This is a genomic window from Providencia sp. (assembly GCF_052096715.1).
Taxonomy (GTDB): domain Bacteria; phylum Pseudomonadota; class Gammaproteobacteria; order Enterobacterales; family Enterobacteriaceae; genus Providencia.
In genome coordinates this window covers 26,539-38,549 of the sequence record NZ_JBQDNB010000036.1, presented here as the reverse complement: position 1 = coordinate 38,549, position 12,011 = coordinate 26,539, and the positions used below count along the sequence as shown (strand labels likewise).

Sequence of the window (12,011 nt, the reverse complement as noted above, 5' to 3'; positions counted from 1 at the left end):
TCCTCGATATATCTTCATTCGCCGCCTAACTACAACCCGAACTACAGTCCGAATTATTTAGGGGGAATGTTGATATTTGCTCAGAACTTATAGGGAGACGTTGGTATCATTCAGCTATTCGAGTCACGTACTATTGTATGCTCCTCGATATATCTTCATTCTCCGCCTAACTATAGCCCGAACTACAGTCCGAATTATTTAGAGGGATGCGGATATTTTACTAACTTATAAGGGGATGGTATCGCTCAACTATGTCGATCAGCTCATTTTCGTTAAATACACATTATTCGATATGTATTTTATTAAAACTGGTCTACAGTTTAACTTATTTGGTGATTTCCAATAATTTGGCGTAAATAAAGGTAAATCTTTAGCAATCTCTTTAGGTTCGCTCTAGAATTGGGCTATTAATATGTTATTGAGCAATAAAGAAAGGGACCTTGAATGTTAAAACGAATTTTTGTGCCTTTATTGGCTATCTGTGCAATGAGCGCATCGACTCTTGCATTATCTGCGGGTGAAACTTATGTTAAATTAGTGACATCAGCAGGGAATATCGAATTAGAACTGAATAGTAAAAAAGCCCCTGCAACGACAGAAAATTTCGTTCAATATATCAATGAAGGTTATTACAATGGAACGACCTTCCACCGTGTAATTCCTGGGTTTATGATCCAAGGTGGCGGTTTTGATAAAGATTTACAGCAAAAGCAAACTCGTGCCCCGGTTAAAAATGAAGCAGATAATGGCTTGCGCAATTTACGTGGGACTATCTCAATGGCACGAACAGCGAATAAAGATAGTGCAACAAGCCAGTTCTTTATTAATATTGCAGATAACGCCTTTTTAGATCATGGTCAACGTGATTTTGGATATGCCGTTTTTGGTAAAGTGGTCAAAGGAATGGACGTTGTAGATAAAATCTCTAAAGTAAAAACAGAGAATGTCGGTCCTTATCAAAATGTTCCAGTTGAACCTATTACGATCCTCTCAGCTGAAGTCATTAAAAAACCATAAATAAATTTAGAGTAGTGGATAAATTACATTTTTATTTATCCACTATTGTTTTACTCCTCATGTTTATTTCACCTAATATAAAGGTCGATATTTTAAAACGAATATCTCTTTTCTATTGATTAATTTCCAACTCACCCCTTTGATAATGATTATTTGTTATCATTATGTAAATACAATTCCATGATTTTTATATGGAAATTTCTGTAGTTAAAAATAATTAGTTGACCAAAATGGGCTATTTTCTTGCTAAGGCTGTGCTATGATAGCCGCCCCTTGCAAAAAATTATGGCTTTTTAAGCATCATTCTGATTGCTAAGATGGATGATTCATGCATTGGGCTATAATATATAATGATAAAAATCAGTCGGATAGGCTACTATGCTTCTACTTATTGATAATTACGATTCATTTACTTACAACCTATACCAATATTTTCGTGAATTGGGTACTGAAGTTGTAGTGAAACGTAATGATGAAATTACCATTGATGAAATTGAACAGCTTTCACCTACACATCTTGTGATATCGCCAGGCCCTTGCACGCCTGATGAAGCAGGGATCTCTCTTGAGGCCATCAAATATTTTGCGGGTAAACTGCCTATTTTGGGCATTTGCCTTGGACACCAAGCGATTGGCCAAGCATTTGGTGCGTCTGTGGTTAAGGCGCGAGAAATTATGCATGGTAAAACTTCTGCTATTCACCATAACCATCAAGGTGTATTTAAAGGGTTAAATCGTCCTTTAACAGTGACTCGCTACCATTCTTTAGTGATTGCGGCTGAAACATTACCTGTTTCTTTTGATGTTTCCGCATGGTCGCTAAATAACGGTGATGTGGATGAAATTATGGGAATACGCCATAAAACGCTACCAATTGAAGGCGTTCAATTCCATCCTGAAAGTATCCTTAGTGAACAAGGGCATGAGCTGTTAAATAATTTTTTAAAGTATTAACCTCTGCTGCCGCTATCGTTTAGAAATTAATTATGCATATTTCACCTATTGCTATTGCTCTTTTTTGATTTTTTATTCATATTTAATGCTTATATTTTCATTTAGGCATTAGGTAAAGAGCAGGTGAGGAATATGACACAACCACAAGCAGTGAATCGGCAGACTTTCGACCAAGTCATATTGCCTATATTTTCTCCGGCTGAGTTTATCCCTGTAAAGGGTGAGGGCAGTCGCGTTTGGGATCAGCAAGGCAAAGAATACATTGATTTTGCAGGTGGAATTGCAGTCTTAGCACTAGGCCATTGCCATCCTGCGTTGGTGTCTGCGGTTTGCGAACAAAGTGAAAAACTTTGGCATGTCAGTAATATTTTCACCAATGAACAAACTCTGAGATTGGCGCAAAAATTAATTAATGCGACATTTGCCGATCGTGCATTTTTTGTTAACTCTGGCTCTGAAGCCAATGAAGCTGCCTTCAAATTAGCGCGTCGTTACGCAATTACTCAATATAATCCGTATAAAACAAAAATTATTGCTTTTAAGCAGGCTTTTCATGGTCGAACGTTATTTACTGTTTCCGTAGGGGGACAGGCTAAATACGCAGATGGCTTTGGTCCAAAGCCGGCTGATATTATTCACGTCCCTTTTAATGACTTAGCGGCAGTGAAAGCAGTTATTGATGAAAATACCTGTGCTGTGGTTTTAGAACCGATACAAGGAGAGGGGGGCATTACTGCGGCGACAATGGAATTTATGCAAGGAGTGCGTAAACTGTGTGATGAAAATAACGCTTTGCTTATTTTTGATGAAGTGCAAAGTGGTATGGGGCGTACAGGTAAGTTATTTTCTTATATGCACTATGATGTAGTTCCCGATATTTTAACTACTGCAAAAGCACTGGGTGGTGGCTTCCCTATTAGTGCGATGATCACCACGAAAGACATTGCTCAAACCATGGAAGTCGGTGCCCATGGTACAACTTATGGTGGTAATCCGCTCGCCTGTGCGGTGGGTAATGCAGCTTTTGATATTATTAATACTGATGAAGTGTTAAATGGCGTGCAACAACGTCATGATTTGTTTGTTTCTCATCTAAATAAGTTGAATGACAAATATAATATTTTTGCTGAAATAAGAGGAATGGGGCTATTAATTGGTGCTGAACTTAAAGGTCAATTGCTCAATCGTTCGAAAGATGTCATGCAAGCTTGTGCAGTAGAAGGCTTGATGATGTTAAATGCAGGGCCAAACGTATTACGTTTCACCCCATCATTGATTATTTCAGAAGAAGAAATTAATAGCGGTATGATAAAGCTAGAAGCAGCGATTGGGAAATTATTGAGCTAACGATTTATTGATAAATTGCAGAGGCATTTATGTCTCTGCAATTTGGTTTATTATCGAGCTTGGTAACATCTACCTTTAATACTGTGGTGGCTATACAGAATTATTTATGACGTTTAAGTTTTTGAATGATATTACTTGAATACAACTCTTCCTGTTTTATATCTTGAGTTAATTTTTTTATCTCACTAAGTGTTTTATCTGCCTTTTTTTCTATTTCAATTAAGTTTGTTGTATCTATTTTTTTATTATTAGTTAGTGGTTTATTTTGGATTGTGGGCTGTTGGTTTAATTTTGAGTTTTTACGTTGAGATAAGCGAGTATTAGATTCTTGCTGGTTTTTGAATGTTATGCTTCTTTTTTTAATATTATTTTCTGGTAATATATTTTTTTCATTTTTTGATAGAATACTCGTAGGATGTTTTTGTTTATTTATTGATATCTCTTTTAATGGGGTATCCATTATTACAATGTTTTTACCATTGATTTTTTTTATTTTTCCTAGATTAGTATTATTAGCTGTATTAAGTTTATTCATTGAGCCTGTAAGTAATGGGATCTTACTTTCATTAGAAGAGTTAAGTGTTTTTGGCATCGTGAATTTTTTTTTGATTTGTTCTTTTTCATCTATTGAGAGTTTTATTTTTTTAGGTATTTTACTTTTTAAAATAATAGTATTATTTTCTTTTTTTGTTTTTAACTGAGTATCTATTTCTTTTTCTGGGTTTTCATTATTAATAGATGTTGAGTCATTAGCATCATTAGCAGTTAATGTATAAAAGTTAGGGTTATACCTCAATAAATTTGAATTTATGAAAGTTGGTTCATAATCAATATTTAATTCATTGTCTACTGGTTTATTTTTAAACGTCAAATGGTCATCATAGCCAGAGTCCCAAGTTAGAGATTTGTTTTTATTTATAAAATCTTTCCCTTCAAACTTTTTATAGGCCTCATTAAAGTTAATTGGTTTTTTATCAATTAACCTTCTGTTGTTATTATGTCCATTTATATCTTTTTTAGTAATGAATGGGCTAGTTGGAATTTTTCCATTTTGACTTAAATTCATGAATTTTGATTGTGATGCTTTAAAGTCAATGGAATCAATAATTACATTTTTATTCCTTTTTTGTCTGCGTACTGAGTTTTCATAACTACAGGGAATTGTTTTTTTCTCTATTAACGGGTTTGATTTCTGTGAGGGTGTGACGCTATTTATTTCTTCATAAGTAGATGAATGATTATTTGATTGAATACTTGTGTTGGATGCTGTTCCAGTGTTTTTTGAAGTATTTAAATTCTCATTATATCTGTTGAGGTTATTTATATTTATAATCATATATTTTCCAGTAATCTATTAGTTAATTAGTTATGCTAATTATAGATAAGGTAAAGACTTTGATGATATAAATAAACGATTATTTATTTCTATGTGTATTTACTATCCCTAATATATTATCTGAATAATATTATTTCTATATGTATTTACTATGTCTAATGCGCCGTGTAAATAGTATAACGAAATAATATTGATTTTATTTATACTCTTTAATTTAGGTATTTTTTTCATTCTAAAAAACAACCTTATATCAGTGATATAAGGTTGTTTTTAAATAGTAGCCTAGCCAATCAAGCTAGGCCAGAATATAAATTATCGAGTCCCGTAGACGACTATCGTTTTACCATGTGCAGATATCAGATTTTGATCTTCTAGCATTTTTAGGATACGACCGACAGTTTCACGTGAACAACCTACTATTTGACCAATTTCCTGACGTGTAATTTTGATTTGCATTCCGTCTGGGTGAGTCATAGCATCTGGTTGTTTGGCTAAATTTAACAGTGTTTGAGCAATACGTCCGGTGACATCTAGAAAAGCGAGGTTACCCACTTTTTCAGAAGTCGTTTGTAGGCGACTTGCCATTTGTGCAGAAAGGCGCATAAGGATATCAGGGTTAACCTGAATCAGTTGGCGGAATTTTTTATAAGATATTTCAGCGACTTCGCAGGCTACTTTTGCACGAACCCACGCTGTACGCTCTTGACCTTCTTCGAATAACCCAAGCTCACCAATGAAATCTCCTTGATTTAGGTAGGAGAGAATCATTTCTTTGCCTTCTTCATCTTTGATTAAAACAGCCACTGAACCTTTCACGATATAGTAAAGGGTTTCTGCTTTTTCACCTTGATGGATCAGTGTGCTTTTTGATGGATACTTATGAATATGGCAGTGTGACAAAAACCATTCAAGAGTAGGGTCTGTTTGTGGCTTGCCGAGAACCATTAGCGTTATCCTCTGTATGTTATTGCAGCCATTCAAAAAAGCGTGCTAGAAGGGCTGTCTTTAAAGTCACTAGCTTAGCATATTAGTTTACCTTATCTACTCTAATTAATACATGCAGCAGATATGAAGTAAGTTAATATCGACACTATAATATGATCAATTAAAACGTTGAGTCTTGATCTTAATCCTATCAACTAAGTATTGTTTGTAGCACATTCAATCCAGAAAGTCTCGCCTGTATCGCTTCAGCTAAATAAAGCTGATGTAATATTGGCTATATCTATGGAACAATGTGTTTCTGAAGATTATTTTTTCAAGGGGAATAACAATGGAAGCAAGAGTTAAATGGGTTGAAGGACTCTCTTTTTTAGGTGAGTCAGCATCTGGGCATCAAGTGATGATGGATGGAAATGCAGGTGACAAAGCGCCTAGCCCAATGGAAATGGTATTAATGGCCGCTGGAGGCTGTAGTGCAATTGATGTCGTTTCTATCTTACAAAAAGGCCGTAATGATATTATGGATTGTGAGGTGAAATTAACTTCGCAGCGTCGCGATGAAGCACCTCGTTATTTTACTCACATTAACTTGCACTTTATTGTAACAGGTCATGAATTAACAGAAAAAGCGGTTGAGCGCGCGGTTCAACTTTCGGCGGAAAAATATTGTTCAGTGGCGTTGATGTTAGAAAAAGCGGTTGAAGTGACACACAGCTTTGAAATTAAAAACTAATAATAAGTTTAATTTTTGCCTATTTATTTTAATAACTGATGCTTGTTTTATTTATTGGTAAGCATCAGTTATTTAGAACAGTGATAAGTTAATCTTGTTTTTGTGTAATTAACTTTTCAACTAATGGGGTCATAATTAGTTCCATGGCTAAGCCAAGTTTGCCACCGGGCACGACAATGGTATTTATTGCCGAAATAAATGAGCCGCTTATCATTGATAATAAATAGGGGAAATCAATCTGTTTGAGTCCGCGAAAACGGATCACAATAAAACTTTCATCTTGTGACGGAATCGCTTTGGCTGAAAATGGGTTAGAGGTATCGACGGTAGGGACTCGTTGGAAATTGATATGAGTGCGTGAAAATTGAGGCGTAATATAATTAATATAGTCTCCCATCGAGCGAACAACCGAGTCCATGACCGCTTCTCGAGAATGCCCACGTTCTGTTGTATCGCGGATTAATTTTTGAATCCATTCCAAATTCACAATAGGCACAACACCGACAAGCAAATCGACGTGCTGGGCGACATCGTGCTCTGGCGTGACTATTCCACCATGTAATCCCTCGTAGAATAAAACATCTGTGTTCTCAGTGAAAGGCTCCCAAGGTGTGAATATACCCGGTTGTAGGCCATAAGGAACTGCCTCATCGTAAGTGTGGAGATATTTACGCGATTGTCCGTGTCCTGTCTGACTATAATCGACTAAAGTTTGCTCTAAGAGTGCGAAGTCATTGGCTTCTGGACCAAAGTAGCTAATGTGACGCCCTTGCTCTCTGGCCTTGCGGATTGCCATATCCATTTCAGGTCGGGTATAGCGATGAAAGCTATCGCCTTCAAGTGTTGCGGGCTGAATGTTTAATTGATGGAAGATTTTACGAAAAGCTTGGCTGGTTGATGTTGTTCCAGCACCACTTGAACCGGTAACTGCGATAATTGGATGCTTTTTCGACATAGTGGTCTCCCTGCGTTGCGCTTTTGGCCACTATTTTAATAAACAGCGAACGAAGCGGGTTTACGGGCGGAATTGGTTGTTAGGCATGAAGTTAATTGATTCATGCAGTTCAGACCAGACTAGCACAATTTCGCCAGAAACTAACTGGCGTTTCACATCATCAACCTTATCTTGCAAGCTTTTTTCATGGCTTCCGTAATCAGTGCCTTCGCGTAACACATAGCTTTCTATTAGGTTATCAAGTGTTTCGGGGGCTAACTCTTGCCAAGGGATTAACATTGTTTTTTCTCATTTAAATAGGGTGCTAACCACTGCGGAATTCGTGTTTCTAACCACATTTGTGGCTTTCTAAAACTACCACCAACAAAACCAACATGGCCACCGTGTTCTGTCATTTGGTATTCAATGTTATGGGGTAAATGACTTAAATCAGGCACAACTTCGGGAGCCATAAATGGGTCGTCTTTAGCATGAATAATCAGCGTTGGTTTGGTGATTTGCGACAATTTTGGTAATGCGCTGCATTTTTGATAGTAATCCGTTGCATCATCAAATCCATGAATGCGTGCAGTAATGACATCATCGAACTCACGAATGCGTTTGAGTTGTTTCAGTTGCAATAAATTCAATGGTAAAGACCCCGGATAGCGCACCAATTTACGCGTTGCATTGCGTTTCAAACCATTCAATAAATAGCGCTGATAAAACTGTGAGAGACCTTTTTCCATGCGTAAAGAGCAGGCTTCTAGCATTAATGGTGCGGAGACAACTACCGCGGCGTCAAGGTCAGCATTCTCACCATTTTCAGCGAGATAACAGGCTAGCATGTTGCCCCCAAGCGAGTAACCGACCGCCGCTGTTGGCACATTGCCCCAAGTTTGTTTTAACCAATGTAAGAAATAGCGTGCATCACTGGTTTCACCTGAATGATAAATTCGGCTTTGACGATTAGGTTCACCACTACAACCTCGAAAGTGCATAACAACACCAAGCCAGCCTTGTTTTTGCGCACTTTCAAGCATTCCGTGTGCATAAGGGCTTTTAAAATTCCCTTCTAGGCCGTGAAAAATAACTAAGCGGGGCTTATGGCTTGCCAGCTCAGGTTTTTCACTCCAAGCGAGATCGATAAAATCGCCATCGGGCAATTCTAGTCGTTGCCAAGTCGGTTTGATTTTCGGCGTTCGACGAAAAATCCTTGGCAATAAGGTTTGGAGATGTGGATTTTTAGCCCAATTGATAGGACGGAAATTTTCTGACATAGCCTTATTTAATTTCTTAGAACTCTTGTGAGGCACATAACATACTGTTATTTTTTTGTGATGCAAGTGTGCAAGTTTAAGTTGAGGATTAGATTATAAATGACACTGGGGCTTATTTTTTCTCTTTTTACGTTTTTATTCATTGCGGCGGTGACACCCGGCCCTAACAATATGTTATTAACATCCAGTGCTGCCAATTCGGGTTTTCGTCGTAGTATCGCATTATTGCTAGGAATTATGCTTGGCATGCAATCCATACTTTATTTGTCTGCATTTGGTATTGCAGCGCTTTTGCTGTTATATCCAGCCATTCATGTGATATTAAAAGTAGCTGGTAGCATTTATTTGTTATGGCTAGCATGGAAAACAGCAACTGCGAATTATGCACCACTTAAGACAAATAGCGAAGCAGTAAAAAGCGTAACTTGGTATCAAGGGGGATTATTGCAGTTTTTAAACCCAAAAGCATGGATGATGGGTTTAGGCGCAGTGGGGAGTTTCAGCTTACCGGGGGAGCTTTTTACTGAGTCAATTATCATAATGAGTATTGCATTTATTATTGTAAATTTTGTTGCTGGACTGATATGGATGGGGTTTGGTTCTTTAATTGGACTGTTTTTACGCAGTCGCCGTGCATGGTTTATTTTTAATTTGGTGATGGGATTATTAACTGCACTGTGTGTTCCGTTGATTTGGTTGGAATAGAATGGTAACAGTAGGCTGAAATATACCTAAGTCATTATGCGGTCAATGTGAATGAATAAAACCTAAAAAGGCAGCGTAATAGCTGCCTTTAGTTAAAAACATTTTACGAATTAATCTAAATCGATATTCTTACTACCAAATAAATAAGTGAATAAAAATCCGCAGGCATAGGCCACTAAAATACCGCCAACATAGACTGCCATACCTGCAAGCACACCTTGTGCTGAAGTCATTAATGGAATTGCAATCAGTCCAGAAGGGCCAAATATAGTGTTAAGCCCAACAGGTAAGCCCATCCAAGCAATTAAACCGATAAAGAAACCACCGGCAGCACCACCTAAACACGCTGTGATAAATGGTTTAACACGAGGCAATGTAACACCATAAATTAATGGTTCACCAATACCTAAGAACCCTGGGAAAAGTGCACCACTAATTTGGCTGCGGATCACTGAGCCTTTTTTAGCTTTCATATAAAGCGCAAGTGCAGCGCCTACTTGCCCAGCACCTGCCATGGCAAGTATCGGGAATAGTGAGTTAAACCCTTGGGTTTCGACAAGCGCTACATAGACAGGGATAAAACCTTGGTGAACACCAAACATTACTGCAATTAAGAACAAACCAGCAAGAAGTGCAGTACCTATTGGATTACCATTTAAATGCATGAATAGCCATGACATGCCGTTAAATAACCAAACACCAATTGGCATGATGAAAATAAATGTCGCGGCTCCAACTATTAGTAATGTAATAGTTGATGTCAGAATAATATCAAGATTAGCTGGGATAATTTTACGTACTTGTTTTTCAACCCAAGCGCCGAAAATACAGGCAATCAAAATACCAATAATGTTGCCTCTTGGGTCGATATACCAGCCAAAGAAGTCTGTCATACCGGAGTAGAAGCCTTTAGTTGCAGCTGGGTCATAACCTAACAGAAATAATGCGGCAATAATGGCACCATTAACACCGCTACCACCAAAAGCTTTTTGTGCATTATAGCCAATGAGAATACCCATAAAGGTAAACAATCCCTTCCCGAATACGGCCATATAAGCGATTAAACTTTTTAGCCAACCAAGTTGTTGGGAGTCGGGCGGAAATAGATTCTCATTTGCGAGGAGCAAGCTTAACAGCGAAGCGAGTCCCATAAGCAAACCTGCGCCGATAAAACCGGGGATCAATGGCGTAAAAATAGTCGCAAATTTGGATAGAAAACGATGAACTGCACTTGTTTGTTTCTTTTTTAATTGTTGTTTGTTTGCTGAGGCTATCTCATTAAGATCTTGTGTTGGAGCTGACGATGCGATATCTGCATCTTCATCATTTTCAATAATATGATTCATTAGGTCAGCGGCAGTTTGTGCTTTTCCTGGGCCGAGTACGATTTGTAATTGCTCATCACTTTCAATTACACCGAGTACACCAGGAACCTGTTTTATTGCAGCTTTATCGACAAGTTGGTCATTGTTTAATGTCAAACGTAAGCGAGTCATGCAATTACCGCATTGCTTGATATTATGACTACCGCCAACTAGTTGCAGGATCTGCAGCATCATTTCTTTTGTTATTTTAGCCATGCTTTTTATCTCATCTCATTGCGCACGTTAGGCGGTGGATTTAGCAATATTGAGTGCAGTACGAATAAAACCTTTGTTGTTACTGAGCAATTGGCGTGCCTCATCTGCATTTAAGCCTGATAAGATCATTAAAATTGCTGTTTTACAGTGTCTATCACATTGTTGTAATGCAGATTCAGCGGCTTCTCTATCACATTCAGTTGCCTCCATCACAATCTTAGTTTGTCTCTCAATTAATTTGGCATTAGTGGCTTCAACATCAACCATCAAATTACCAAATACTTTTCCAATGCGGATCATGGCACCGGTAGTAATCATGTTCAGTACCAATTTTTGTGCGGTGCCGGCTTTCATTCGTGATGAACCTGTGACAACTTCAGCACCAACTACCGGTGTAATGGCGATATCTGCGGCATTAGAAACCGGACTGTTTGGATTACAACTAATTGATGCAGTGATTGCGCCAATTGAGCGAGCGTAGGCCATAGCGCCTAAAACATAAGGTGTGCGCCCACTTGCGGCAATGCCGACTAAAATATCTTTATTGCTAAAATGGATATCTTTTAGGTCTTGCACGCCCATTTCGGGTTTATCTTCGGCATTTTCTACAGCACGAAAAATAGCTTGATGACCACCTGCGATTAAACCAATGACTTGTTCATGAGGCGTACCAAACGTTGGTGGGCACTCACTCGCATCTAATATACCTAAACGACCAGAAGTACCAGCACCTGAATAAATTAGTCTGCCACCGCTTAAAAAGGCGTCGGCGACTTTATCAACGAGCTGAGCAATTTCAGGTAATACTTTTTCAACGGCGAGAGGAACTTGCTTATCTTCATTATTGATAACTTGCAGCATCTCAAGAGTGGAAAGTTGGTCAATATTGGTGCTCGCCTGATTACGGCTCTCAGTTACCATTTTACTTAAATCAATGGTCATAAAAAATTGCTCCTAAATCTATTAATGTGGCAATATTAAGGAATTATTTATTCCTTTGGTGTGATTTCGATCACGGTGCTATCTATTCTGATTTGTCAGTATGGAAGAATATTTTTTAAATAGTAATGGTGATTTTTTTTATTACTTATTGAATATGAATGATTTTAAATAAGTAATGAGCTTGTTATTAAAGGAATAATTTATTTTTTATTTTCAACAATAATTATGTATAAACAATAAG

Annotated in this window: 12 protein-coding genes; 5 read left to right on the top strand and 7 right to left on the bottom strand. The window is 37.7% G+C overall.

What is annotated here, in order from left to right:
- Positions 1–444 precede the first annotated feature (444 nt).
- The 3 genes from ppiA to ACTH6U_RS19585 all read left to right on the top strand — a co-directional run bounded on the left by ppiA (position 445) and on the right by ACTH6U_RS19585 (position 3,318).
- On the top strand, positions 445–1,017 hold the full coding sequence (gene ppiA / locus ACTH6U_RS19595; RefSeq protein ID WP_294110950.1) for a peptidylprolyl isomerase A: 573 nt from the start codon (positions 445–447) through the stop codon (positions 1,015–1,017).
- A gap of 378 nt (positions 1,018–1,395) precedes the next feature.
- On the top strand, positions 1,396–1,971 hold the full coding sequence (locus ACTH6U_RS19590) for an aminodeoxychorismate synthase component II (protein ID WP_294110952.1): 576 nt from the start codon (positions 1,396–1,398) through the stop codon (positions 1,969–1,971).
- A 132-nt stretch (positions 1,972–2,103) separates the two neighbouring features.
- Positions 2,104–3,318 (top strand): aspartate aminotransferase family protein, encoded by a 1,215-nt coding sequence (locus ACTH6U_RS19585; RefSeq protein ID WP_441832976.1) that lies wholly within the window; start codon positions 2,104–2,106, stop codon positions 3,316–3,318.
- A gap of 100 nt (positions 3,319–3,418) precedes the next feature.
- Here ACTH6U_RS19585 and ACTH6U_RS19580 read toward each other — a convergent pair whose 3' ends face one another.
- Entirely contained in the window at positions 3,419–4,654 is a 1,236-nt protein-coding gene (locus tag ACTH6U_RS19580; protein WP_441832975.1) for a hypothetical protein, read from the bottom strand.
- A 312-nt stretch (positions 4,655–4,966) separates the two neighbouring features.
- Positions 4,967–5,599: a cAMP-activated global transcriptional regulator CRP gene (gene crp, locus ACTH6U_RS19575; RefSeq protein ID WP_006813718.1), complete on the bottom strand. Its 633-nt coding sequence runs from the start codon at positions 5,597–5,599 to the stop codon at positions 4,967–4,969.
- A 328-nt stretch (positions 5,600–5,927) separates the two neighbouring features.
- On the opposite strand from crp, the gene ACTH6U_RS19570 reads away from it, so the two are divergent.
- Positions 5,928–6,329 (top strand): OsmC family protein, encoded by a 402-nt coding sequence (locus ACTH6U_RS19570; RefSeq protein ID WP_441832974.1) that lies wholly within the window; start codon positions 5,928–5,930, stop codon positions 6,327–6,329.
- An 88-nt stretch (positions 6,330–6,417) separates the two neighbouring features.
- Here the strand turns inward: ACTH6U_RS19570 and ACTH6U_RS19565 are convergent, their stop codons facing one another.
- The 3 genes from ACTH6U_RS19565 to ACTH6U_RS19555 are packed head-to-tail and all read right to left on the bottom strand — an operon-like array spanning position 6,418 to position 8,543.
- Complete coding sequence (locus tag ACTH6U_RS19565; RefSeq protein WP_294111004.1) at positions 6,418–7,284, bottom strand: phosphoribulokinase; 867 nt, start codon at positions 7,282–7,284, stop codon at positions 6,418–6,420.
- A gap of 60 nt (positions 7,285–7,344) precedes the next feature.
- Entirely contained in the window at positions 7,345–7,563 is a 219-nt protein-coding gene (locus tag ACTH6U_RS19560) for a YheU family protein (RefSeq protein ID WP_294111007.1), read from the bottom strand.
- Positions 7,557–8,543, bottom strand: coding sequence for a hydrolase (locus ACTH6U_RS19555; RefSeq protein ID WP_441832973.1), 987 nt, complete (start codon positions 8,541–8,543; stop codon positions 7,557–7,559). The genes ACTH6U_RS19560 and ACTH6U_RS19555 overlap by 7 nt, the downstream gene beginning before the upstream one ends.
- Before the next feature lie 99 nt (positions 8,544–8,642).
- Here ACTH6U_RS19555 and ACTH6U_RS19550 point away from each other — a divergent pair, with 99 nt between their 5' ends.
- Positions 8,643–9,248 carry a LysE family translocator gene (locus ACTH6U_RS19550; RefSeq protein WP_294111012.1) on the top strand — a complete coding sequence of 202 codons (606 nt, stop codon included), beginning with the start codon at positions 8,643–8,645 and terminating at the stop codon, positions 9,246–9,248.
- A 110-nt stretch (positions 9,249–9,358) separates the two neighbouring features.
- Here ACTH6U_RS19550 and murP read toward each other — a convergent pair whose 3' ends face one another.
- Together murP and murQ are read right to left on the bottom strand one after the other, a co-directional pair.
- Positions 9,359–10,828 carry a PTS N-acetylmuramic acid transporter subunit IIBC gene (murP, locus tag ACTH6U_RS19545; RefSeq protein ID WP_294111015.1) on the bottom strand — a complete coding sequence of 490 codons (1,470 nt, stop codon included), beginning with the start codon at positions 10,826–10,828 and terminating at the stop codon, positions 9,359–9,361.
- Positions 10,829–10,855: 27 nt separating this feature from the next.
- Positions 10,856–11,770, bottom strand: a complete 915-nt coding sequence (gene murQ, locus ACTH6U_RS19540) for an N-acetylmuramic acid 6-phosphate etherase (protein ID WP_441832972.1) — start codon at positions 11,768–11,770, stop codon at positions 10,856–10,858.
- Between the last annotated feature and the right edge of the window lie 241 nt (positions 11,771–12,011).

Bases quoted from the DNA above. Each gene is read 5' to 3' on its own strand.
- ppiA (WP_294110950.1), top strand. From the start codon at position 445: ATGTTAAAACGAATTTTTGTGCCTTTATTGGCTATCTGTGCAATGAGC.
- ACTH6U_RS19590 (WP_294110952.1), top strand. From the start codon at position 1,396: ATGCTTCTACTTATTGATAATTACGATTCATTTACTTACAACCTATAC.
- ACTH6U_RS19585 (WP_441832976.1), top strand. From the start codon at position 2,104: ATGACACAACCACAAGCAGTGAATCGGCAGACTTTCGACCAAGTCATA.
- ACTH6U_RS19580 (WP_441832975.1), bottom strand. From the start codon at position 4,654: ATGATTATAAATATAAATAACCTCAACAGATATAATGAGAATTTAAAT.
- crp (WP_006813718.1), bottom strand. From the start codon at position 5,599: ATGGTTCTCGGCAAGCCACAAACAGACCCTACTCTTGAATGGTTTTTG.
- ACTH6U_RS19570 (WP_441832974.1), top strand. From the start codon at position 5,928: ATGGAAGCAAGAGTTAAATGGGTTGAAGGACTCTCTTTTTTAGGTGAG.
- ACTH6U_RS19565 (WP_294111004.1), bottom strand. From the start codon at position 7,284: ATGTCGAAAAAGCATCCAATTATCGCAGTTACCGGTTCAAGTGGTGCT.
- ACTH6U_RS19560 (WP_294111007.1), bottom strand. From the start codon at position 7,563: ATGTTAATCCCTTGGCAAGAGTTAGCCCCCGAAACACTTGATAACCTA.
- ACTH6U_RS19555 (WP_441832973.1), bottom strand. From the start codon at position 8,543: ATGTCAGAAAATTTCCGTCCTATCAATTGGGCTAAAAATCCACATCTC.
- ACTH6U_RS19550 (WP_294111012.1), top strand. From the start codon at position 8,643: ATGACACTGGGGCTTATTTTTTCTCTTTTTACGTTTTTATTCATTGCG.
- murP (WP_294111015.1), bottom strand. From the start codon at position 10,828: ATGGCTAAAATAACAAAAGAAATGATGCTGCAGATCCTGCAACTAGTT.
- murQ (WP_441832972.1), bottom strand. From the start codon at position 11,770: ATGACCATTGATTTAAGTAAAATGGTAACTGAGAGCCGTAATCAGGCG.